Origin of the sequence: Sphingomonas sp. CFBP 13714 (assembly GCF_014842205.1) — a bacterium.
GTDB classification, from domain to species: Bacteria; Pseudomonadota; Alphaproteobacteria; order Sphingomonadales; family Sphingomonadaceae; genus Sphingomonas; species Sphingomonas aerolata.
In genome coordinates this window covers 492,103-514,073 of sequence record NZ_JACYVG010000003.1, presented here as the reverse complement: position 1 = coordinate 514,073, position 21,971 = coordinate 492,103, and the positions used below count along the sequence as shown (strand labels likewise).

Annotated in this window: 18 protein-coding genes; 6 read left to right on the top strand and 12 right to left on the bottom strand. The window is 68.7% G+C overall.

Annotated features, from left to right (window positions below; all coding sequences use genetic code 11):
- Positions 1–22 precede the first annotated feature (22 nt).
- From IFT54_RS10095 to IFT54_RS10060, 8 genes are all read right to left on the bottom strand, one after another.
- Positions 23–1,555 (bottom strand): MFS transporter, encoded by a 1,533-nt coding sequence (locus IFT54_RS10095; protein WP_192070505.1) that lies wholly within the window; start codon positions 1,553–1,555, stop codon positions 23–25.
- The gene (locus tag IFT54_RS10090) at positions 1,552–2,991 is read right to left on the bottom strand and encodes an efflux transporter outer membrane subunit (protein ID WP_192070565.1); all 1,440 of its coding nucleotides are present in this window, start codon (positions 2,989–2,991) and stop codon (positions 1,552–1,554) included. Before IFT54_RS10090 ends, IFT54_RS10095 begins: the two co-directional genes overlap by 4 nt.
- Positions 2,991–3,893 carry an efflux RND transporter periplasmic adaptor subunit gene (locus tag IFT54_RS10085; RefSeq protein ID WP_183935743.1) on the bottom strand — a complete coding sequence of 301 codons (903 nt, stop codon included), beginning with the start codon at positions 3,891–3,893 and terminating at the stop codon, positions 2,991–2,993. Before IFT54_RS10085 ends, IFT54_RS10090 begins: the two co-directional genes overlap by 1 nt.
- Complete coding sequence (locus tag IFT54_RS10080) at positions 3,890–4,096, bottom strand: DUF1656 domain-containing protein (protein ID WP_031394920.1); 207 nt, start codon at positions 4,094–4,096, stop codon at positions 3,890–3,892. The genes IFT54_RS10085 and IFT54_RS10080 overlap by 4 nt, the downstream gene beginning before the upstream one ends.
- Positions 4,093–6,147: an FUSC family protein gene (locus IFT54_RS10075; RefSeq protein ID WP_192070504.1), complete on the bottom strand. Its 2,055-nt coding sequence runs from the start codon at positions 6,145–6,147 to the stop codon at positions 4,093–4,095. The genes IFT54_RS10080 and IFT54_RS10075 overlap by 4 nt, the downstream gene beginning before the upstream one ends.
- Positions 6,144–6,596: a MarR family winged helix-turn-helix transcriptional regulator gene (locus IFT54_RS10070; RefSeq protein WP_031396199.1), complete on the bottom strand. Its 453-nt coding sequence runs from the start codon at positions 6,594–6,596 to the stop codon at positions 6,144–6,146. The genes IFT54_RS10075 and IFT54_RS10070 overlap by 4 nt, the downstream gene beginning before the upstream one ends.
- Before the next feature lie 113 nt (positions 6,597–6,709).
- Positions 6,710–8,500, bottom strand: coding sequence for an IlvD/Edd family dehydratase (locus IFT54_RS10065; protein ID WP_192070503.1), 1,791 nt, complete (start codon positions 8,498–8,500; stop codon positions 6,710–6,712).
- A gap of 31 nt (positions 8,501–8,531) precedes the next feature.
- Positions 8,532–9,677: an aldose epimerase family protein gene (locus tag IFT54_RS10060; protein WP_192070502.1), complete on the bottom strand. Its 1,146-nt coding sequence runs from the start codon at positions 9,675–9,677 to the stop codon at positions 8,532–8,534.
- A gap of 136 nt (positions 9,678–9,813) precedes the next feature.
- Here IFT54_RS10060 and IFT54_RS10055 point away from each other — a divergent pair, with 136 nt between their 5' ends.
- On the top strand, positions 9,814–11,145 hold the full coding sequence (locus tag IFT54_RS10055) for a sugar MFS transporter (RefSeq protein ID WP_192070501.1): 1,332 nt from the start codon (positions 9,814–9,816) through the stop codon (positions 11,143–11,145).
- 25 nt (positions 11,146–11,170) lie between these two features.
- On the opposite strand, the gene IFT54_RS10050 is transcribed toward IFT54_RS10055, so the two are convergent.
- Positions 11,171–11,932: a FadR/GntR family transcriptional regulator gene (locus IFT54_RS10050; protein WP_244648781.1), complete on the bottom strand. Its 762-nt coding sequence runs from the start codon at positions 11,930–11,932 to the stop codon at positions 11,171–11,173.
- A gap of 111 nt (positions 11,933–12,043) precedes the next feature.
- On the opposite strand from IFT54_RS10050, the gene IFT54_RS10045 reads away from it, so the two are divergent.
- From IFT54_RS10045 to IFT54_RS10035, 3 genes are all read left to right on the top strand, one after another.
- Complete coding sequence (locus IFT54_RS10045) at positions 12,044–13,597, top strand: aldehyde dehydrogenase (NADP(+)) (RefSeq protein WP_192070499.1); 1,554 nt, start codon at positions 12,044–12,046, stop codon at positions 13,595–13,597.
- Between the two features lie 66 nt (positions 13,598–13,663).
- Entirely contained in the window at positions 13,664–14,656 is a 993-nt protein-coding gene (araD1, locus tag IFT54_RS10040; protein ID WP_192070564.1) for an AraD1 family protein, read from the top strand.
- 2 nt (positions 14,657–14,658) lie between these two features.
- Entirely contained in the window at positions 14,659–15,585 is a 927-nt protein-coding gene (locus IFT54_RS10035) for a Gfo/Idh/MocA family protein (RefSeq protein ID WP_192070498.1), read from the top strand.
- 42 nt (positions 15,586–15,627) lie between these two features.
- On the opposite strand, the gene IFT54_RS10030 is transcribed toward IFT54_RS10035, so the two are convergent.
- On the bottom strand, positions 15,628–16,317 hold the full coding sequence (locus tag IFT54_RS10030) for an OmpW/AlkL family protein (protein WP_192070497.1): 690 nt from the start codon (positions 16,315–16,317) through the stop codon (positions 15,628–15,630).
- 126 nt (positions 16,318–16,443) lie between these two features.
- Between IFT54_RS10030 and IFT54_RS10025 the strand changes: the two genes are divergently transcribed.
- Positions 16,444–17,763 (top strand): radical SAM protein, encoded by a 1,320-nt coding sequence (locus tag IFT54_RS10025; protein WP_192070496.1) that lies wholly within the window; start codon positions 16,444–16,446, stop codon positions 17,761–17,763.
- Positions 17,753–18,469, top strand: coding sequence for a Crp/Fnr family transcriptional regulator (locus IFT54_RS10020; protein ID WP_192070495.1), 717 nt, complete (start codon positions 17,753–17,755; stop codon positions 18,467–18,469). Before IFT54_RS10025 ends, IFT54_RS10020 begins: the two co-directional genes overlap by 11 nt.
- 22 nt (positions 18,470–18,491) lie before the next feature.
- On the opposite strand, the gene IFT54_RS10015 is transcribed toward IFT54_RS10020, so the two are convergent.
- Positions 18,492–20,150, bottom strand: coding sequence for an amino acid ABC transporter ATP-binding/permease protein (locus IFT54_RS10015; RefSeq protein WP_192070494.1), 1,659 nt, complete (start codon positions 20,148–20,150; stop codon positions 18,492–18,494).
- Complete coding sequence (gene cydD, locus IFT54_RS10010; protein ID WP_192070493.1) at positions 20,147–21,874, bottom strand: thiol reductant ABC exporter subunit CydD; 1,728 nt, start codon at positions 21,872–21,874, stop codon at positions 20,147–20,149. The genes IFT54_RS10015 and cydD overlap by 4 nt, the downstream gene beginning before the upstream one ends.
- Between the last annotated feature and the right edge of the window lie 97 nt (positions 21,875–21,971).

The window sequence follows — 21,971 nt, the reverse complement described above, 5'->3', positions numbered from 1 at the left end:
CGCGCCGGTGTGCCGGGAGGGGTTATCGACCCGCTGCCATCCCGGGTTGGGCAGGCACTTGGCGGTGTCCGCTGAGATCGGATCCGGCATCGACGGCAAAACGGCGGTTCCAGATCGTCGCGGCCGCCGACACCGCCGTCACGACCAGGAAGGCGAGGGTGAAATTGGCGAGCACCGGGCGTGTCGTGCCCGATCCGAGCATGCCGACATGCAACGCGGCCGCGCCGACGCAGATGCCGAGCGAGAGCATGAGTTGCTGGAACGTCGCGTAGAAGCTCGTCGCGCTGCTCATCCGTGACGACGGAATTTCGTCGTAGGCGATCGTGTTGTAGGCCGAGAACTGGAACGACATGAAGAAGCCCGAGAGCATCAGGACGCCGAAGATGACGGGGATGGGCCAGTCGGGGCGGAACAGCCCGCACACCGCATAGCCGCCGCTCGAACACAGGCCGCCGACGATCAGACTGTTGCGGAATCCGCACCGTCGCAGCACGCGGGGGGCGAGGCTCTTCATCATCAGCGACCCGATCGCCCCGGCGATCGTGATCGCGCCGCTCGCCGCCGCGGTCATGCCGAAGCCGAGCTGGAGCATCATCGGCAACAGGAACGGCTGAGCGCCTTGCGTGATCCGCGTCAGCGATCCGCCGATCACCGACAGGCGGAAGGTCGGGATCCGCATCAGCGACAGGTCGAGGATCGGATCGCTGCGGCGTCTGGCGTGGCGGATATAGGCGACGCCCGCGACCAGGCCGACTGCGATGAGCGCGACGGCCTGCGTTAATTCGCCCGTGCGGCTGGTCATCTCGAACCCGAACAACAGGCAGCCGAGCGACACGCCTGACAGGATGAAGCCGGGGACGTCGAACCGTGCCGGGCGATCCTCGCGCACATCACCGATATAGCGGGTGACGAGCACCACGCCGAGCATGCCGATCGGGATGTTGAGGTAGAAGATCCAGCGCCAGTCCAGATAGGTGACGATCGCGCCCCCGACCGGTGGCCCCAGGATCGGACCGATCAGCGCAGGCATGATCAGCCACGACATGGCCTGCACCATGTCTTCCTTGGCCACGCTGCGAAGCAGGACGAGACGCCCGATCGGGATCATCATCGCGCCGCCCAGACCCTGCAGGAACCGCGCGCCCATCATGAACGACAGGCTGGTCGCCTGACCGCACAGGATCGAACCGCCGACGAAAAACAGGATCGCGGCCCGGAACACGGTGCGCGATCCGAACCGGTCGGCAAGCCGCCCGCTTGCCGGGATGAAGATCGCCAGCGCCAGCAGATAGGAGGTAAGTGCCGATCCCATGCTCGTCGCGGGCACGCCGAAATCGCGCGCCATGGTCGGCAACGCCGTCGCGAGCACGGTGGAATCCATCTGCTCCATGAACAGCGCGCAGGCGATGATCAGTGCGGTGACGCGGTAGTTGCTCGACGTGTGCGCAGGCGCTCCGGCGTCGCGCGGGACCCGCGCGATCGCGTCGGCGGCCGGGACGATGCCGTCGCGGACTTCGCTGTTGATCGCGGCGAGCCCCCGCCGGCGAAGCCTCATGCCTGCCACCCGCCGCCCAGCGCCTTGAAGACGTCGACCTGGCGATCGATCAACAATGCGTCGGACGCGGCGAGGTTGGCCTGGGCCGTGGTCAGCGCCGCCTGCGCGGTCAGCAGCGACAGGAAATCGGTTCGGCCAAAGCGATAGAGCGTGCCCGCCTGGCCGGCGGCGGTCGCGGCGCTCGCCTGCGCCCGCGACAGCGCGGCGTTGCGGTCGCCTTCGCGCGCATAGGCGGACAGCGCGGTCTCGGTCTCGCGCAACGCCTCCAGCGTCGTCGAATCGAACTGCGCCAGCGCCTGATCCGCCGAAGCGCCGGCCTGCGCTATCCGTGCACGGACGACCGGGCGGTTCGGAAAGCTCCAGCTGATGAGCGGGCCGAGCCCCAGGTGGAATGCGCTGGTGGATCCCAGCGTCGAGACCGGCCCGGTGAACCCGGCGGATCCCCCCAGGCTGACCTGCGGATACAGGTCGGCGGTGGCGACGCCGATCCGCGCGGTCGCCGCTACCAGTGCGCGTTCGGCCTGACGAATATCGGGCCGGCGGCGGATCAGTGCGGCGCCGTCGCCGATCGGCAGCGGCCGGGTCAGCGCGGGAGGCTTCGCGCAGGTCGCGACCTCGGCGGGATAGGCGGCGGGTGCGCGACCCATCAGCGTCGCCAGCCGGTAGAGCGCGGCGGTGCGCGTCGCGACCTGCGACGGGATCAACGCCTCGCTCTGGTCGACCGCGGTCCTTGCCCGCGTGACGTCGAACGCCGTGCCGCGCCCGCCGCGCTGCAAGCGGCGCGTGACGTCGAGCGTCTGGCGCTGCAGGGCCAGAACGCGGCTGTTCGCGGCGAGCACCATGTTTGCCGTGCACACCGCGGCATAGCTGCGCGCGGTTTCGGCCGCGACGGTCACGCGGACGTCGTCGCGCGCGGCGGCGACCGCCTGCGCATCGCCCTGCGCGGCTTCGATCGCTCGCCGAATGCGCCCCGACAGGTCGAGCGGGTAGGCGAGGGTGATGCCGAGATTGGCGTCAAGCGTGCCGGGCAGATTGCCGCGGCTCGCATAGGGCCGGTCGATCGACGTACCGCCGCCGATCGCGGTCGACAGCGTCCGCCCGGCGGCAACCTCCGCAACGACCGCGTCGGCGCGGCGGAGATTGGCATCGGCCGCCCGCAGATCGGTGTTCGCCGCCAGCGCCTCGGCGACGAACGCGTCGAGCCGGGGATCGCCATAGAGCTGCCACCAGCGATCGGGGAGGGGGGCATCGACGAACGCGGCATCGTGACCGCTGTCAAACGCGCCCTGCGCGGCGGGCATCGCGGCGACGGCGCGGTCGGGGCGCGCATAGTCCGGGCCGGCGGTGGTGCAGGCGACGAGGCCGAGCGCGAGGATACTCGTGGCGAGACCGCGGCGGGTGGGGGAACGGCTGATTGGCGAGAGACGCGTGCGCATCACGCCGGCGCTCCCGACTGAAGTTTGGGTTCCACCGTCACTGTCGCCGTCCGCCCGACGATAAGCGGGACACCCTTCGGCACCTGCACCAGCTTCACACGCACGGGGATGCGCTGTGCGAGGCGGACCCAGTTGAAGGTCGGGTTCACATTGGGCAGCAGGTTGGTCGTGTTCGTCCGCTCGCTGTCGTTGATGCCCGCGGCGATGCTGTCGACGCGGCCGTGCAACGCCTGCGCTTCGCCCATCAGATGCACGGTTACCGGGTCGCCGAGATGGATGCTGCCGAGCTTGGTTTCCTCGAAATAGCCCTCGACGCGAAGCGAGTCCGTGTCGATCAGCGCCATCGCCTGTGCGCCCGCCGCGATATAGTCGCCGGGGTGCAGGTCGAGATTGGTGACGATGCCGTGCACGGTCGCCCGCACCGTTGTCCGCGCGAGGTTCAGCGCCGCGGTCGATCGCGCGCTCCGGGCCTGCGCGAGCGTCGCCGAGGCGGTGGCGACGCGCGCGACATTCTGTTCGTGCGTTTCCTTGGCGACCAGATCGCCCAGCGCGAGGTCGCGTTGCGCCTCGCGCCGCGCCTGCAGCAGGGTCGCGCGCGCGCTCGCGATCGAGGCGTCAGATTGCGCAAGCGTCAGTTCGAAACGCGGACGATCGACCACGAACAGCACGTCGCCGGGCTTGACCGTCTGGTTGTCCTGTACCGCGACGCGCGTGACGAGACCCGCGACATCGGGGGTGACGCGAACGATGTCGGCGCGGATATGCCCGTCGCGCGTCCACGGATCGCTCTCGTAGCGCTTCCACAGCCACAGCGCGACGACCACCGCGAGCGCGACGATGACCAAGGTGACGGCGGAACGGCCGAGCGGGGCCAGCAGGGACTTGAGACGGGGCGAGGTCATGCGGAGGGTCCGGTGAGCAGGGCAAGTAGCCCGAGGATGAGGATGAACAGCGCCAGGTCGACCAGCGGACGATAGGTCACCGCACGGTACACCCCGGCAAAGGCGAGCAGGCGGGTAGCGACGCCCGTGAGCACGACCGCGGCAACCGCAAGCAGGAGGAGGGTCGGCAGATAGACACCGCCGATCGAGATCTCGCCGGTCATGCGGGCATCTCCGGACCGCCCGCATAGGCGGGGGCCGAGGGAAAGAGGTTGCGGCGCAGCGAGGTGAGCGCGAGCACGCTCGTGCGGTGTCGCTCGGGCATGCTCGACGCGAAGCCGGCCAGCGCCCGGTCGATCCCCGCGAGCAGATCGGGTTCGGGGGGCGCCGGCTGGTTGGGGCGTAGTGCGCGGTAATGCGTCCCGACCCCGCGCAGCACCGGCGTGATCATCGCCGCCTCGTCGACCGGACCGTCGATCCGGAGCTGGCGCAGCTCGCCGACCGCCACACCGACGCGCAGGTCGGTCAGCGCATCGAGCAGCGGCTTGCCGGGATCCTCGCCCTGCAGTGCAAGCCGCGGTGCGAGCAGTCCGATCCGGTCGAGCATCCGCGCGATCCAGCCCGCCGTATCGGGCCGGCCGGTCGAATCCGCGCGCGTCGCCAGTTCGCGCCAGCCGGCACGGAGCAACCGTCGCGCGCTGGTCTGCGCGCCGATCGTCTGGAACAGGCCGACCGTGACGACCGCGAACAACGTCCCGATCAATTGCGCGATCGCGCCGTTCATAAACTGGTCGAACCCGCCGCCGAACCGGTCGTTCAGCCCGACCGTGTTGAGTCCGCCAAGCAGTGCACCGAGCGTGACGAGCAAGGTTGCCGGCCGCGCGAGGAACATTCCCCCGATCAGCATCGGCGGCGCGAGCACCGCGGCGAGCGTCACGAAGTCGGTCACGCGTGGCAGGATCGCAAACGCATAGACGGCCGACACGACCAGGCCGAGGATCGTGCCATAGAAGAATGCCTTGATAGCCGGCGCCGGGTTGTCGCTGTTGCCGAACAAGGCGCAGCACACTCCCGCAATCAGCACCGCGCCCGCACCGTCGGTCCATGCGGTCCCGATCCAGAAGGCGCAGCCCAGCAGGATCGTCATCACCGTGCCCGCGGCCGCGCGCAGCGCGATGCCGCGATCGCGGTGGAGCGGTCTGCGGGCGGAGCGTGCGAGCAGCCGCGCGACGGCGGGGGTGACGGGCGCGCGCGACGGCGATCGCATCTGATCGCGCAGGTCGCGCACGTTGCGATGCGCCTCGACCAGTTCCCCGAGCCGCGCCACCAGGCTTAGCCGCAACGCGTCACGCCAGATCAGCCCGCTGCCGGGCGCGGGTTCGAGCGCGCGGGCCCGGGCGATCAGCTCATCGGCGTGCGCGCCGCGCTCCGATGCCGAAGAGGGATCGCGCAGCCATTCGCGAACGTCCTCGATCAGCGCGAGCGCCTCGGGGCGCGGCCTGTCGGCGCCCCGCTTGAGCTCGACGATCCGGTCGTCGATCGCGCTCGCCAGCGGCAACAGCATCGACAGTTCCGCCTGGAGTGCGCGAAGCGTCCGGACACGCGGCAGGAGCCGGGCGGTGTCGAACGGCAAGTGAATGGAAAGCTGGTGCAGCTCGTTGATATCGAGCGCCAGCCGCCGCCGGTCCCGGTCGAGCGCGGCATCGCTTTCCCCCGCAAGCGAATCGCGCGACCAGCGCTCCGCGTCGGCGAGGATCGCGTCGATCCGGCCGAGCAGCACGGCGGTGACGGTCTGCGGGAAGACGAGGCCGTGGATCAGACTGCCGCACAGGATACCGATCGTGATCTCCTGCACCCGCAGCGCAGCGATGGTGAAGACCGCGCCCGGCGCCGCAACCGATGGAAAGCCGATGATGCTGGCGGTATAGCCCGCGAGCAGGAACACATAGGCCCGCGGCGTCCGGTCGAGCAGCGAGATGTAGAGGCACAGCCCGAGCCACAGCGCGAGGCCGAGCGACAGGAGTTCGGGCGCGTTGACGAGGTTCGGTACGAGCACGACCGCGGCAATCGCGCCGAGCACCGTCCCCGCGACCCGGAACACCGCCTTGGACAACACCGCGCCGGCCAGCGGCTGCGCGACGATATAGGACGTCGTCACCGCCCAATAGGGCCGCGTCAGACCGATCCGCAGCGCGATGTAATAAGCGAGGATCGCGGCGACGAAGCATTTGACCGAGAAGAGCGCCTCCTTCCCCCCGAACCGGGACAGCGTCATCGTCCGCGATCTGCTACAAACCGCGCACCAAGCCGTTCCGCGACGCGTAGCGCGGTGGCGAGATCGTCGTCCGGCACACCCTCGAGCATCGCATGGCGCAGCGCCGCGAACTTCGCCTCGATCGTGGTGACGAGCTTTCGTCCGTGCGGCGTCAGGCGGATTCGGCTGACCCGCGCATCGGCGGGATCGCGGTGGCGCTCGACGAGCCCGGCGGCGGTCATCTGGTCGATCGAGCGCACCAGCGATGCCTGTGTCACGTCGAGTTCACAGGCGAGATCGATCTGCCGCACATCGTCGCCCAGCCGTCCGACCTGAACCAGCGCCCAGCCGGTCGATGCCGACACCCCCATGTCGCGGAGCGCATGGTCGGCCGCCTGCCGCCAGCTGCGCGCGAGCGGCAGGAGGGTTCGGGCGTAGGATGATTCAAGCACGGCGCGGGGGGAGGTCATTAGCGTGCTAAGTAATCATGTTGGCCCATGCTGCAATGCAAAATAGCGGGCCATGCGAGGAATTTGTTCGCGCCCGCCGGGCCGCGCGACGTGCGCGGCCCGGCAGTCCGGACCTAGTGGTTGTCGCGCGGCAGGCCCATCGTCTGGGCGATGCGTTGATATTTCTCCGCACCTTCGAGGATGGCACCGGTTTCCATCTGGCCGACCGTGGCGCGCTGAATTTCCTGCCACGGCGTCTGCGAGCGCGGGAAGGCATAGCCGCCCGCCGCAGTCAGCGTGCGGCGCCGCTCGGCGAGGTCCTCATCGGAGATCAGGACATCGGCGCTGCCCTTGCCGAGATCGATGCGAATACGGTCGCCGGTGCGGATCAGCGCGAGGCCGCCCATTGCCGCCGCCTCGGGGCTGGCGTTGAGGATCGAGGGCGAGCCTGACGTGCCCGATTGGCGACCTTCGCCGATGCAGGGAAGCGCGTGAACGCCTTCGCGGATGAGATAAGCGGGCGGACGCATGTTGACGACTTCGGCGGCACCCGGATAGCCGATCGGGCCGGCACCGCGCATGAAGAGCAGCGTATCGGTGGTGATGCCGAGCGACGGATCGTCAATCCGGTGATGATAGTCCTCGGGGCCGTCGAACACGACCGCGGGGCCTTCGAACGCCTCGGGATCGTCCGGATTGCTGAGATAGCGTTCGCGGAATTCCGGCGAGATGACGCTCGTCTTCATGATCGCGCTGTCGAACAAATTGCCGCGGAGCACGATGAAGCCGGCATCCTCCAGCAGCGGGTTCGCGAACGGGCGGATGACGCGCTCGTCCTCGATCGTCGCGGTGCGGCAATTGTCGCCGATGCTCTTGCCGTTGGCAGTCATCGCGTCTTCGTGGATCAGGCCCTGCTTCATCAGCTCGGCGACCACCGCTGGCACCCCGCCGGCATGGTAATAATCCTCGCCGAGATACTCGCCGGCGGGCTGAAGGTTGACCATCAGCGGGACCTTGTGGCCGTGCGTCTGCCAGTCGTCGATCGGCAGGTCGACGCCGATATGGCGCGCGATCGCGGCGAGGTGGATCGGCGAGTTGGTCGATCCGCCGATCGCCGAATTGACGACGATCGCGTTGTGGAACGCCTCCTTGGTCAGGATGTCGCTGGGCTTCAGATCCTCGGCGACCATGTCGACGATGCGCTTGCCGGTCTTGTACGCGACCTCTTGGCGGTCGCGGTAGGGCGCGGGGATCGCGGCCGAGCCGGGCAGCTGCATGCCGATCGCCTCGGCGAGCGAATTCATCGTCGTCGCGGTGCCCATCGTGTTGCAATAGCCGGTCGAGGGCGCCGACGAAGCGACGAGCTTGATGAAGCCTTCATCGTCGATCGCGCCGGTCGCGAGCAGCTCGCGCGCCTTCCACACGATCGTGCCCGAGCCGGTCCGCTCACCCTTGTGCCAGCCGTTGAGCATCGGCCCGACCGACAGCGCGATCGCGGGAATATTGACCGTGGCCGCCGCCATCAGGCAGGCGGGCGTCGTCTTGTCGCAACCAATCGTCAGCACGACGCCGTCGAGCGGATAGCCGTAAAGCACCTCGACCAGCGCCAGATAGGCGAGGTTGCGGTCGAGCCCCGCGGTCGGGCGCTTGCCGGTTTCCTGGATCGGGTGGACCGGGAATTCGAGCGCGATCCCGCCCGCCTCGCGAATGCCTTCGCGCAGGCGTTCGGCGAGCACGAGGTGATGACGGTTGCAGGGGCTGAGGTCGCTGCCGGTCTGCGCGATGCCGATGATCGGCTTGCCCGAGCGCAGTTCCTCCAGGCTCAATCCGAAGTTCAGATAGCGCTCCAGATAGAGCGCGGTCATGTCGATATTCTCGGGATTGTCGAACCACGCGCGGCTGCGGAGTTTGGGCAAGTCGGTCATGAGAGGCTTTCCGGGGTAAGCAGGTCGAATATCAGCGAGCGACGGAGACGCGGTAGATCATGGCGTGATGATAGGGCTTGCCCGGATCGACGCGCGCGGAGACGAAATTCGGCTTGTTCGGTGCGTCCGGAAATTTCTGCGGTTCCAGCGCGATACCGTCGCCCATCCGGTAGAGATGGCCGTGCTTGCCGATGAACGTCCCGTCAAGAAAATTGCCGGTGTAGAATTGCACGCCGGGCTCTGTCGACAGGACTTCGAGCACGCGTCCCGAGGCAGGATCCTCAAGCCGCGCGGCCAGCTCGGGCTTGGCGGTGACGCCCTTGTCGAGCGCGAAATTGTGATCGTAACCGTGGCCGTAGCGGATCTGCTGGTCGCGGCCGTCGCGAAGCCCTTCGCCGACGATCCGGCCGTTGCGGAAGTCGAACACGGTTCCCTGGACGGGCTGCAACGCGCCAGTCGGGATCAGCTTGTCGTCGACCGGCGTGATCGCCTTGGCGGGGATGGTCAGTCGGTGGCCGTTCGCGCCCATCGGCGATCCCTCGCCACCAAGATCGAAGATCGCGTGATTGGTCATGTTCACGATCGTCGGCTTGTCGGTCCTGGCATCATAGGCGATGCCCAGATTGCCCGCTTCGTCGAGCGTGTAGGTGACGGTGACGTCGAGGTTGCCCGGATAGCCGGACTCGCCATCCGCGCTGCGGTGGCCGAGCACGAGCGTCGCGGTCGGGCCGTCCTTCATTGACAGGACTTTCCACGCGACCTTGTCGAAACCCTCGCCGCCGCCGTGCAGCGAATTGACCTTGTCGTTGAGCGGAAGCTGATAGGCCTTGCCGTCGAGCGTGAAGCGGCCGCCGGCGATGCGGTTGGCGAAGCGCCCGACCGTCACGCCGAAGAAATTGGGATGGTCGACATAGGAGGCGAGGTCGTCATAGCCGAGCACGACGTCGGCGACCTTGCCGGCCCGGTCGGGCGCCATCAGCGATTGCAGCGTCGCGCCATAGGACAGGATGCGCGCGGAGACGCCGTGCGCGTTGCTGAGCGTGATCGCCTCGATCGCCGTGCCGTCGCGCAGCGTACCCGCGGGGGTGCGCCTGGCCTCGGCCGCGTTCGCCGCCGGCGCTGCCAGGGCGGCTAAGAGAGTTGCCAAGATGATCCCCGTTTTTCCGATTCCGCTCATTCCGGTTCCTATCCTGATCCTCTGACGCCGTTGACGCGCCTTATGGGGGTATATAGTCGGACAATATATTTCTGAGCAAGCCATGCGGGAAAAGACTGATGTTCAGTCGCCGACATGGCACGGAGGATGGACGATTATGGCGATGCCGATACAGACGCACGGGACGATCGCAGGCGCTGCACCGGGGACGGGGGGCAGTGCGGAGGGGCCGAGCTACCGATCCGCGCTGACCTTGCTGGCCAGCCTGTTCTTCATGTGGGGCTTCATCACGGTCATCAACAACACGCTGCTGCCGCATCTGCGCAGCGTGTTCGACCTCAGCTACACACAGACCACGCTGATCGAGAGCGTCTGGTTCATCGCCTATTTCTTCGCGTCGATCCCGTCCGCCAAGCTGATCGAGCGCGTCGGCTATCAGCGCGCGATGGTGTTCGGGCTCGGCTTGATGGCCGCGGGCGCATTGATGATGGTGCCCGCCGCGCGGCTGCCGTCTTATGGCGTGACGCTGTTCGCACTGTTCGTGATCGCCAGCGGCATCACGCTGCTTCAGGTCGCGGCGAACCCCTATGTCGCGGTCGTTGGCCCGCCCGAGACCGCCTCGTCACGGCTCAACCTGGTCCAGGCATTCAATTCGGCGGGTGCGACGCTCGCGCCCTTGTTCGGCGGCTATCTGATCCTCGGCCGCTCGACCTCGGGTACGGCGGTCGCCGGATCCACCGCGGTACTGACCCCCGCCGAGCGGCTTGCCGACGCGCAGTCGGTCGTGCTGCCCTATCTCATCGTCGCGGGCGTGCTGGTCGTGCTCGCGGTCGTCATCGCACGCTTCCCGCTGCCGGCAATGGGGGCGGCGACGCAGCGTTCGGCAAAGGCCGATCGCAAGGGCCTGTCGCTCTGGTCGCATCGCAACCTCGTCCTCGGCATCCCGGCAATCTTCATCTATCTGATCGCCGAGATCGGCGTCGCCAACCTGTTCATCAATTTCGTCAGCCAGCCGCAGATCGGCAATCTGACGCACGAGCAGGCCTCGCACTATCTGTTCATCCTGTGGGGCGGGATGATGGTCGGGCGGCTGGTCGGCAGCGTCATCATGCGCAGCGTGCCCGCCGAGCACGTCCTGGCGCTGGCCAGCATCGGCGCGTTCGTCGTGATGCTGGTCGCCACCTTCACCACCGGGCATGTCGCGATGTGGGCGCTGATCTCGGTCGGGCTGTTCCATTCGATCATGTTCCCGACGATCTTCACGCTCGGCATCCGCGGGCTAGGACCGCTGACGGAAGAGGGGTCAGGGCTGTTGATCATGGCGATCGCGGGTGGTGCGCTGGTGATCGTGCAGGGCTGGCTTGCGGACCGTTATGGCCTGCAGATCTCGTTCCTGCTGACCGCGGCGTGTGAACTCTACATCCTGTTCTACGCGCTCTGGGGATCGCGCGTGACGCATGCGCTGCCCGAGCCGGTCGCGGTCGGATGATCCGGATATCGGCGATGCGGCGCGTTCAGCGCTGCATCGCTGCCTTCGTATCTTCCAGTGCCAGGTCGACCAGCGTGCGCATCGCGGCACTTGCCGCCGCGGCATCGCCGGCTGCGACCGCGTCATAGACCAGCACATGATCGGGGATCGGGTTGCGGGGCAGCGCGCGGGCGCGTTGCTTGTACTGGGTGGTCCAGTTGACCGCCGCGCCGATGCTGGCGCTCAGCACGATCAGCGCGTCGTTCCGCGTCGCGGTCAGCACGGCGTCATGGAATTCGCGATCCGCCGCGCGGCCCGCCTCGGTCGCGAGCGTGTGGCGACGCATCGCGGTGAGCGCGTCCTTCATGATCTTCAGATCGGCGCGGTCGCGGCGCTCGGCCGCCAGCGCGGCGGCGGCCGGTTCGACGATTGCGCGCAGTTCGAACAGGTCGCGCACGAACATGATGTCGGGCTCGGCCGCGAATGCCCAGGCGAGCACGTCGGGATCAAGCAGGTTCCAACGGCTGCGGGGCAGGACGCGCGTGCCGATCTTGGGCCGGCTCTCGACCAGCCCCTTGGCGGTCAGCACCTGCACGGCCTCGCGGTACGCGCTTCGCGACACGTCGAGCGTCTTGGAGAAATCGACTTCCCCGGCCAGCGTGTCGCCGGGCGCATATTCGCCCGACAGGATCGCGGTGCCCAGCTTGTGCGCCACCGCGCCGTGTAGGCGGCGGCCGGTCCCCCGGGGGCTGCGTGCTGTTCCGGCGTCGGTCACAATCTCCTGTGGATCGTCGTCGTTGATCGTCATAGCGCCTGCTCCATCATCACGGCGTAACAGTCCGCGTGCCATCAAGGAACGCCAAAAGATTGCTAAATCGGGCCATTGCGCATAAGTCTGAGTATAAGGGAGCTACTATCCATGACTGATATCCAGACGGCCGAGACGGCCGGCAACGACGCGTTCCGTTCGATCGACGCGGCGACGGGGCTCGCGACCGGCGAGGCCTTTGCGGTCCACGGCGCTGATGACGTTGCGACGGCCTGTGCTGCCGCCGACGCGGCATTCGATGCGTATCGCGCGACCGACAATGCAGCCCGCGCGGACTTTCTCGAACGGATCGGCGAAGAGATCGTCGCGCTCGGCGACACGCTGATCGTCACTGCGATGCGCGAAAGCGGCTTGCCGCGCGCGCGGCTCGAGGGCGAGCGGGGTCGTACCGTCGGGCAGCTGAAGCTGTTCGCAGGCGTCGTGCGACGCGGCGGCTGGATGGGTGTCCGGATCGACCCGGCGCTGCCCGACCGCGCACCCTTGCCGCGTCCCGACCTGCGGCTGCGGATGATCCCGCTCGGCCCGGTCGCGGTGTTCGGGGCGAGCAATTTCCCGCTCGCCTTCTCGACCGCGGGTGGTGATACCGCCTCCGCGCTCGCTGCGGGCTGCCCCGTCGTCGTCAAGGGTCATCCGGCGCACCCCGCCACCGGCGCGATGGTCGCGGGCGCGATCGCGGCGGCGGTTGCTGCCTGCGGCCTGCCAAAGGGCGTGTTCTCGCATCTGGTCGGCCCCGGCAATGATCTGGGCAGCACGCTGGTCCAGGATCCGCGGATCGCTGCGGTCGGCTTCACCGGGTCGCGCGCTGGCGGCCTGGCACTCGTCAAGCTGGCGCAGGCGCGCGACGTGCCGATCCCGGTCTATGCCGAGATGTCGAGCATCAATCCCGTCGTGCTGTTGCCCGAGGCGCTGAAAGCGCGCGGCGCGGCGCTGGGTACGGCGTTCGTCGGTTCGCTGACGATGGGCGCGGGGCAGTTCTGCACCAATCCCGGGCTGGTCCTCGCGATCGAGGGCGACGGGCTCGATGCGTTTGTCGCCGCAGCGGCGACCGCGCTTCCCGACGCACCGGCGGCGACCATGCTCACCGGCGGCATCCATGCCGCGTACCAGAAGGGCGTCGAGGCGCTCGCGGGCCATGACGCGGTCAAGACGATCGCACAGGGCAAGGTCGGCGAAGGTGTCGCACAGGGGCAGGCGGCGTTCTTCGAAACCACCGCCGCGCAGTTCCTGAGCGACGCGGCGCTGGGGCATGAGGTGTTCGGGGCGTCGTCGCTGCTGGTGCGCTGCGCAGACGAGAACGAGCTCCATGCCGTGCTGCGCGCCGCGGAAGGTCAGCTGACCGCGACGATTCAGATGGACGCGGGCGATGCCGGGATGGCGTCGCGCCTGATCCCGCTGCTCGAGCGCAAGGCGGGGCGGATCCTGGCCAATGGCTGGCCGACGGGTGTCGAGGTCGCGCATGCTATGGTCCATGGCGGGCCGTTCCCGGCGACGTCGGACGGTCGCACGACCTCGGTCGGCAGCCTGGCAATCGACCGCTTCCTGCGGCCGGTATCCTATCAGAACCTACTGCCGGAATTGTTGCCTGCCTGTGTACGTGACGACACGGACGCGCCGCGGCTGATCGACGGCGTCGTCGCCGGCTGACCCGCCAATTCCAGCATGATGACGTCCGGGCGAACCGTAACAGCGGCACCCGGAAAGGAGAGGATGATGAGCTTGCGCCTGTTGCAGCATGTTGGCGTCGACGGCACGCGATCGGTGATCGCGGCCACCAGCGCTGGGGCGGCTTTCGTTCCCGGAGTAGATAGCGTCCGTGCGCTTGCCGAGCGCGCGATCGCCGATGGCACCGATCTCGCCGGCGCGGTTGCGGCGTATGGGACGGGCGCCAGCGTCGACATCGCGGCCGAACTGGCGGCCGGTCGGCTGATGTCACCGATCGATCATGTCGATCCGGCGCATGTCGTCATGACGGGTACCGGGCTGACGCATCTCGGCTCGGCCGAGGGGCGCGACAAGATGCATCGTGCCGCGGCGGATGCCGAAAAGCAGACCGATTCGATGCGGATGTTCCTGGAGGGCGTCGAGCGCGGCAAGCCGGGGCCGGGCGAGCGCGGCCAGCAGCCCGAATGGTTCTACAAGGGCGACGGTTCGGGGCTCGTCGCGCCGGGTGCCGCGCTGGAGATGCCTGATTTTGCCGAGGATGGCGGCGAGGAGCCCGAGCTTGCCGGGATCTACCTGATCGGGGCTGACGGCACGCCATTCCGGCTCGGCCTGTGTCTGGCCAACGAGTTCAGCGATCATGTGACCGAGCGGCACAATTATCTGTGGCTCGCGCATTCCAAGCTGCGCCAGGCGTCGCTGGGCCCGGAGCTGCTGGTCGGCACGCTGCCCGAGCATGTCGAGGGAATGAGCCGGATTCACCGCGACGGCGCCGTCCTGTGGGAGAAGCCGTTCCTGTCGGGCGAGGCGAACATGTCGCACAGCATCGCCAATCTCGAGGCGCATCATTTCAAATATGACCTGTTCCGCCGCCCGGGCGACATTCATGTCCATTTCTTCGGCACCGCGACGCTGTCGTTCGCCGAGGGCGTGACGACGCGTGAAGGCGACGTATTCGAAATCGAGGCTGCGCCCTTCACGCTCCCGCTGCGCAACACGCTGACCAGGGCCGCGCCGCGGTCGGTCTCGGTAAAGGCGCTCTGAGCATGGCAGCCATTCGCATCGCCGTCGTCGGCATGGGCAAGATCGCGCGCGACCAGCATCTCCCGTCGATCGCCGGCAACGCCGAATTCGAGCTCGTCGCCAGCGTCAGCCCGCGGGATCCGGGCGTCGAGGGCGTCGCCAACTTCAGGTCGCTCGAGGCGCTGCTCACCGACGGTCCGGCGATCGACGCGATCGCGCTCTGCACGCCGCCGCAGGTGCGCTATTCGCTCGCCACGATGGCGCTCGCCAAGCGGCTGCACGTGTTCCTTGAAAAGCCGCCGGGCGCGACACTCGCCGAGGTGGATGCGCTCGAGGCTCAGGCCGCACGGACCGGCGCGACGCTGTTCGCCGGCTGGCATTCGCGGTTCGCGGCGGGTGTCGCACCCGCCAAGGCCTGGCTTGCCGACCGTCGCATCGACCGCGTGTCGATCGTCTGGCGCGAAGACGTCCGCGTCTGGCATCCTGGCCAGGCGTGGATCTGGGAGCCGGGCGGGCTTGGCGTGTTCGATCCTGGCATCAATGCCTTGTCGATCGCGACGGAGATCCTGCCCGAGCCGTTCTTCCTCGCGTCCGCGACGCTGTCGACACCGGCCAATCGTGCCGCGCCGATCGCCGCCGATCTCGCCTTCCGCAGTGCGTCGGGCACGCCGATCACGATGGATCTCGACTGGCGTCAGACCGGCCCGCAAAGCTGGGACATCGTCGTCGACACCGACGCCGGTACGCTCCGTCTCGCCAGAGGGGGCGCGGTGCTCACACTGCCCGAGGGCAGCAGCGAGCATGACGATGCCGAATATGCCGGGCTCTACGCGCGTTTCGCCGCCTTGGTCCGCGACGGGCGCAGCGAGGTCGACACGACCCCCTTCACGCTCGTCGCCGACGCGTTCCTGCGCGGCACCCGCGTCTCGGTCGCGGCGTTCGACGACTAGGACCGCGGGCGCGATGACCCGCGGTCCAGTTCGGCCGCGGGGTTAAAGCCTCAGGCCGAGACCGACGCCGAACACGAGCGGATCGAGATTGATCTTCACGTTCTGCGTACCGATTGCCGTCGTGCGCAGTCGAGCGCTCGTGTCGATGTCGATATATTTGACGTCGAGGTTGAGAAAGACCTTCGGCGTGATGTCGACGTCGACCCCGGCCTGCGCCGCCCAGCCGAAGCTGTCCTTCATACGCACCCGCGTCCGCCCGACCGCCTTTTCGAGACCCGCCGAGGCATCCTCGTTCCAGAACATCGTGTAGTTCAGTCCGGCTCCAACATAGGGACGGATCGAGCCGCGCGGGTTGAGGTGATATTGCGCGGTCAGCGTCGGGGGCAGCACCCAGGTCGAGGCCAGCTTGCCGATCGATCCGGTCGTCCCGCTACGCCCGCTGGCGCTGTGCTTGGTCGTCGCGGCGATCAGTTCGAAGCCGATCTGGTCGGTGGCCATATAGGTGACGTCGACCTCGGGCATCGCGCTGTTGTCGACGCTGACGCGCTCGCCGGGGAAGGTCGGGAGGATCCCGCCCGAGCGTTCGTTCGGCGCGACGACGATCGCGCGCAGGCGGACGAGCACGTCGCCCGCCTGGATACCGGTGCGCGGTGCCGGGTCCTGCGCCATGGCCGGCGTGGCGATGCCGAGGCCGGCGGCGGCTAGAACTACGCCGATGGAAAGATGCTTCATTGCCCGACTCCTGATTGGGATGCGTTCGGGCTAGGCGTACGGCGAGGCGGGGGCGTTGATCACGGCCAAACGCGGATTTGATGCCGATCAAAGACCCGCCGAAGGGGACATCGCACCCATCATCGCATGTGGACCTATCACCCCGAACTGCTCGCGACACCCGTGCCGCGCTACACCAGCTATCCGACCGCTGCCGAATTCGGCGACGATGTCGGCCCGGCCGACATGGAGGAGGCGCTGGGGGGCATGGTGCCGGGGACGGTCGTCTCGCTGTATCTGCACATCCCCTATTGCCGGGACATATGCTGGTATTGCGGATGCAACACGGGGGCGGCGAACCGCGCCGCGCGGCTCGCCACCTATGTCGAACGGCTCGAACGCGAGATCGCACTCGTTGCGCAGCGGGTGACTGGCGTCCGCGTGGGACGGATCGCGTTTGGTGGCGGCAGTCCGAACGCGATTCTGCCGGCGGCGTTTCTCCGGCTCGTCGAAAGCGTCAGGACGGCGTTCGACTGCACCGGTGCGATACTATCGGTCGAGGTCGATCCGCGTGGCTTTGATCGCGACTGGGCGGGGGCGATCGGGCGGGCAGGGGTGTCGCGGGTCAGCCTCGGCGTCCAGACGCTCGACCCCCAGGTCCAGGCGGCGATCGGGCGCGTGCAGCCGTCGGAGGATATCCGTCGCACGACCGCGCTCCTGCGCGACGCCGGTGTCGGGTCGATCAATTTCGATCTCATGTATGGCCTGCCGCAACAGTCCGAGCAGAGCCTGCGCGCCAGCATCGTCGAGAGCATCGCGATGGCCCCCGACCGGCTTGCGGTGTTCGGCTATGCGCACGTCCCGCACCTCGTACCGCGCCAGCGACGCATCGTCGCGGACGGGCTGGCGGGGACGGCGGAGCGCTTTGCGCAGGCGGCTCTGGCGCATCGCATGCTGGTCGATGCCGGCTATGATCCGGTCGGGTTCGACCATTTCGCCCGACCGGGCGATGCGCTCGCGCAGGCGGCGGCGAGCGGCGGCCTGTGCCGCAACTTCCAGGGATTCACCGAAGACCCGGCGGAGATCCTGATCGGTCTGGGCGCCAGCGCGATCAGCGATTTCCCCGACCGGATCCTGCAGACCGAGAAGAATACGGGGCGCTACGGCATGCGGATTGATGCTGGAACACTGGCAACCTGTCGCGGGCTTCGGCGCACTCCGGAGGACAGGCTGCGCGGCCGGGCGATCGAGACGATCCTGACCCGGGGCACGGCCAATCTGACTGCACTGAGTGACGGGGCGGACATCCGCAGGCGGCTGACGCCGTTCGAACGGTACGGGCTGATCGCCTGGGAGGGAAGCGTGCTGCGCCTGAGCGAAGACGCGCTTCCCTATGCGCGCGTCATTGCGAGCAGGCTGGACGCGTACCGGCAGACCGCCTCGGCACGGTTCAGCCATGCGGTCTAGCGCGGCTGGCGGGGCGGTCGTGACGCTGCCGCCGCGCTGTGCCGCCTGCAACGTACGCGACGATGCGCTGTGTGCGACGCTCGAAGACGCGGGCCTGGTCGCGCTGCACGGGATCGGCCGACGGCGGACGATGCCGGCAGGGCAGGTGCTGGTCTGGGGCGGGGATCCGAACGCGATCTGCGCCACCGTCGTGTCGGGGGTGCTGAAGGCGATGCGCGCGGGGCCGGAGGGTCGCGAACACATTGTCGGCCTCGCCTTTGCCGGTGATTTCGTCGGCGACCTGTTTGCCGACACCGCGAACGAGACGATCCGGGTGATCACCGATGCGGAGCTGTGCGTGTACCCGCGCGCGGCGCTGCAAAACATGCTCGACGCGCATCCGGCGATGGAACGCCTGTTGCTGCACCGCGCGCTCGGTGCGCTCGACGACGCGCGGATGTGGATGTTGATGCTGGGACGCAAGGCCGCGGGCGCGCGGATCGCCACGTTCCTGCTGGAAATGGCACGGCGGATGGGTCAGCCGGGCCCGGCCCGCTTCGACCTGCCGATGAGCCGGTCGGAGGTCGGCGCGTTGCTGGGGATGACGATCGAGACCGTCAGCCGGCAGATGACATCCTTGAAACGCCGCGGGGTCGTTGCCCTGCCGGGCGGGCGCGGCGTCATCATCCTCGATCGGGCGCAGCTCGCGCGGGCCGCGGCAGGCTGAGCGACAGCCGCCGGAGCCGCTGCTAGGCGGCGCTGCGCCGGTCCGATCCCGCCTGTGTCAGGTCGAAACGCCGGGGGCAGAGGGCGACGAGCGCCGGGCGGTGGCTCACAAGAATCAGCCCCTGTCCGGTCGTGTCGAGGCGCTGTACCAGCCGGGCCGCGAGCAGCTTTTCGGTCGTGCGGTCCAGCCCCTCGCTCGGCTCGTCGAGCACGAGCCACGGCGCGAGCGAGCAATAGGCACGCGCGACCGCGAGACGGCGCCGCTCCCCGCCCGACAGGCGTGCGCCGTTTTCACCGACCCACGCGTCGAGTCCGTGATCGAGCGCGCGGACCTTATCGTCGAGCGCCGCGTCGTGCAGCGCCCGCCACAGCGTGGCATCGTCGGCATCCGGGTTGGCCAGCATCAGATTGTCGCGCACCGTCCCCGACAGCAGCGCGGCATCCTGTGGTGCCCAGGCGAAGCTGCGCCGCGATATCTCTGCCGGGATCAGGCCGATATCATCTCCGTCCAGCCATATCTCGCCAGGCGTGCTCGGCCGCAACGACAGCATCCGTTCGACGAGCGTCGTCTTGCCGATCCCCGAGGGGCCGGTCAGCGCGACCCGATCGCCCCGCCGCACGTGACACGTCCCCGCCGACAGGACGAAGTGCAGTGCGCCACGGCTAGGACCGGCCGTGTTCGGCAAAGCACGCGAAGATGCATCCTCCGGGTAAGTCTCTGCGCTCTCGTGCGTTTCCAGAATATCGTCGAGGCGGTCGCGTGCGGCGCGCATGCGACCTCGCTCGATCATCGCGCGCAACACCGGCGTTCCCGCGTCGATCGTCATCGCCCCTGCCAGCGCCGCCAGTGCAGCCCGTGGCGCCCCCGATCCCGCCGAAAGGATCGCGGCGCCGGCGGCGGCGATGCCGACGGCCGTCGCTTGCAGCAGGTCCAGCCATCCAACGGCTTCTGCCTGCGCACGCTGCGCGGCGGCGAGCGCACAACTTCGATCGTCGACCTGCGCAGCCGCCCAGGGCTCGAGCCCGAAGCATCGCAGTTCGGGGGCGGCATCGGCGAGGCCCGCGAACGTCTCGCGAAGTGCCCCGGCAGCATATTGCACAGCTTGGCCGAGCGGCGCGCTACGACGGGCAAGCCGGTCGGCAACGATCAGGAGCACCGCCATGCAGCACGCGGTCGCCGCCGCCGCGGCGATGCTGCCGAGCGACACGAACCCGAGCCCCGTGATCAGCGCGGCGGCGACGCCCCAGGGCGCGGACTGCCGTACGAACTGCATCTCCATCGCATCGACGTCGCCGATCAGCCGGGCGGTCGCCTCGCCCGTCCCGAAGGCCAGTGCGGTACCAGCGGGCTGTGCTGCGAGCGCGCGGAAGATGGCCGGGCGTATACGTGCGAGCGCGCCGAACGCCGCCTCGTGGCTGGCGAGGCGCTCGCCGTAGCGTGCGCCGGTCCGCAGGATGGCAAGAAGCCGGATCCCCGCGCTTGGCAGCATGTAGTTGAACGCGAGCGCTGCGGCCGGGCCCGCCAGACCGGCGATCGCGGCGGCGGTGATGAACCAGCCCGACAGCCGGAGCAGCAGGACGGATGCCGCCGCAACGAGCGCGGCGAGCAGCGCGGCGCGTGCGAGGAGTGGGCGCTGCGCACGTCGCTCCTGCGCCAGCACCCTGTCGAGTGGACCGGTCATGCGGGGTCTCCAAGCCGGATCACATGATTGGCGATGCCGGCCAGGCGGTCGCTATGCGTCGCGATCAGCGTCGTCCGGCCGCGACAGGCCGCCGCGATCGTCGTCACCAGCGCGGTCTCCGACAGCGCATCGAGATGTGCCGTCGGCTCGTCGAGCAGCAGGATCGGCGCCGGCTTGAGCATGGCGCGCGCCAGGGCAAGCCGCCGCCGCTCGCCACCGGACAGCCCGCCGCCCCGCGCATCGAGCCGCGTGTCGAGACCGGCGGCCACCCGACCGCCGCCGCGTGCCATCAGCATCGGCCGAAGACCGGCCTGCACCACGGCGCGGTCGATCGCATCGTCGGTGGCGTCGGGGCAGGCAAGCCGCAGGTTTTCGCGGATCGTTCCGGCGATGATCAACGGATGCTGGCCAGCCCAGGATGCGCGCGACGCGAGCGAACCGCCGGGTGGGAGTCGCTCGCCGTCGATCAGGACATCGCCCGCGACCAGCGGCGCGAGGCCGAGCAGCAGGTGCAACGCGCTGGTCTTGCCGCTGCCCGATGGTCCGATCAGCACGACGATGCGGCCGGACGGAACGTCGAACGACAGGTCGGACACCGCGCAGCGTTCCGCGCCGGGATAGCGGATCGCGACCGACCTGAACGCCAGTGCGGGCAGAGCGGGCATTTCGAGCCGCAGTGCGCGCGGCGTCGATGGCAGCGACGCCGGCATGGGAGAGGCGGGCGCGGGCGCGGGGAGGGCGATCAGGCGATCCGCCGCGGTCTCGGCCGCCTGCTTGTCGTGATAGGCGGCGGCGAGACGGCGCATCGGCGCGTAGAATTCGGGCGCGAGTGCCAGCACGAAGAAGGCGCGGCCGAGATCGAGCTGCTCGGACACCGGGAAGGGCAGGAGGTGGAGCAGGTTGAACCCGCAATAGACCGCGACCAGCGCGACCGAGAGTGCGGCGAAGAACTCCAGCGCGCCCGAGGACAGGAAGGCGACGCGCAGCACGCCCATCGTCCGCGCCGCGAGTTCGTCCGCGGCGACCCCGAGCGCGCGGGCCTCGCGGTCCCCGGCGCCGAACGCAAGGACGACCGGCAGTGCGCGGACCCGATCCGCGAACCGCCCGGTCAGCCGGGCCAGCGCGGTGAACTGGCGCCGGGATTTGTCTGCGGCCGCGCCCCCCGCAAGCGCCATCGCGACGACGAACGGTATGAGCGTCACGACCAGGATGCCCGCGGCGACGGGGCTGGCCAACGCGGTTGCGAGCAGGATCAGGAAGGGTGCGATGGCGGCTGCTTTGCGCGCGGGCAGGAATCGCGCGATATAGCCGTCGAGCGCGTCCACCTCGTCCACCACCGCGGCCATCAGGACACCCGTGGTCGTCGGCGCACCGGGGGCGCGGTGCAGCGCCGATGCGACGATCCGGCGACGCAACGTCACCTTGGCGTCTTCGGCCTGGCGGGCGCCCGTGCGCGTCGCGAGCATGACGACGAGACCGCGAAGGCCGCCGGACAGGACGACGAGCATTGCCCAGGGTAGGACCGCGGCGGCGCCAGCTGGAACTGCGACGATCGCCCCCGCCAGGCCGCCGGCAAAGCCGATCGCGGCAATGCTGTCGAGCATGAGCCACGCCGCCGCCGCATCGCCGCGTCGACCGCCCTGGGCGATGGTCTTGAGCCACTGGCGACGCGCGCGGGGCGTCGGGTCGGTGGATGGGAGGTCGCTCGAAGATAGTGCCGTCATGGACAGGCTTGTCGCGTATTGCCGTTCGTCTGGTCTTTGACCGCGGTCAATGTTCTCACCGGCCGCGCCACTTACGCCCCGACCAAACCGGCATGTT

What these genes read in the sequence shown, in the direction of transcription:
- IFT54_RS10055 (WP_192070501.1), top strand. Translation starts at nt 9,814, where the DNA reads ATGGCGATGCCGATACAGACGCACGGGACGATCGCAGGCGCTGCACCG.
- IFT54_RS10065 (WP_192070503.1), bottom strand. Translation starts at nt 8,500, where the DNA reads ATGACCGACTTGCCCAAACTCCGCAGCCGCGCGTGGTTCGACAATCCC.
- IFT54_RS10095 (WP_192070505.1), bottom strand. Translation starts at nt 1,555, where the DNA reads ATGAGGCTTCGCCGGCGGGGGCTCGCCGCGATCAACAGCGAAGTCCGC.
- IFT54_RS10035 (WP_192070498.1), top strand. Translation starts at nt 14,659, where the DNA reads ATGGCAGCCATTCGCATCGCCGTCGTCGGCATGGGCAAGATCGCGCGC.
- IFT54_RS10090 (WP_192070565.1), bottom strand. Translation starts at nt 2,991, where the DNA reads ATGCGCACGCGTCTCTCGCCAATCAGCCGTTCCCCCACCCGCCGCGGT.
- IFT54_RS10020 (WP_192070495.1), top strand. Translation starts at nt 17,753, where the DNA reads ATGCGGTCTAGCGCGGCTGGCGGGGCGGTCGTGACGCTGCCGCCGCGC.
- araD1 (WP_192070564.1), top strand. Translation starts at nt 13,664, where the DNA reads ATGAGCTTGCGCCTGTTGCAGCATGTTGGCGTCGACGGCACGCGATCG.
- IFT54_RS10015 (WP_192070494.1), bottom strand. Translation starts at nt 20,150, where the DNA reads ATGACCGGTCCACTCGACAGGGTGCTGGCGCAGGAGCGACGTGCGCAG.
- IFT54_RS10030 (WP_192070497.1), bottom strand. Translation starts at nt 16,317, where the DNA reads ATGAAGCATCTTTCCATCGGCGTAGTTCTAGCCGCCGCCGGCCTCGGC.
- cydD (WP_192070493.1), bottom strand. Translation starts at nt 21,874, where the DNA reads ATGACGGCACTATCTTCGAGCGACCTCCCATCCACCGACCCGACGCCC.
- IFT54_RS10025 (WP_192070496.1), top strand. Translation starts at nt 16,444, where the DNA reads ATGTGGACCTATCACCCCGAACTGCTCGCGACACCCGTGCCGCGCTAC.
- IFT54_RS10075 (WP_192070504.1), bottom strand. Translation starts at nt 6,147, where the DNA reads ATGACGCTGTCCCGGTTCGGGGGGAAGGAGGCGCTCTTCTCGGTCAAA.
- IFT54_RS10050 (WP_244648781.1), bottom strand. Translation starts at nt 11,932, where the DNA reads ATGACGATCAACGACGACGATCCACAGGAGATTGTGACCGACGCCGGA.
- IFT54_RS10085 (WP_183935743.1), bottom strand. Translation starts at nt 3,893, where the DNA reads ATGACCTCGCCCCGTCTCAAGTCCCTGCTGGCCCCGCTCGGCCGTTCC.
- IFT54_RS10070 (WP_031396199.1), bottom strand. Translation starts at nt 6,596, where the DNA reads ATGACCTCCCCCCGCGCCGTGCTTGAATCATCCTACGCCCGAACCCTC.
- IFT54_RS10045 (WP_192070499.1), top strand. Translation starts at nt 12,044, where the DNA reads ATGACTGATATCCAGACGGCCGAGACGGCCGGCAACGACGCGTTCCGT.
- IFT54_RS10060 (WP_192070502.1), bottom strand. Translation starts at nt 9,677, where the DNA reads ATGAGCGGAATCGGAAAAACGGGGATCATCTTGGCAACTCTCTTAGCC.
- IFT54_RS10080 (WP_031394920.1), bottom strand. Translation starts at nt 4,096, where the DNA reads ATGACCGGCGAGATCTCGATCGGCGGTGTCTATCTGCCGACCCTCCTC.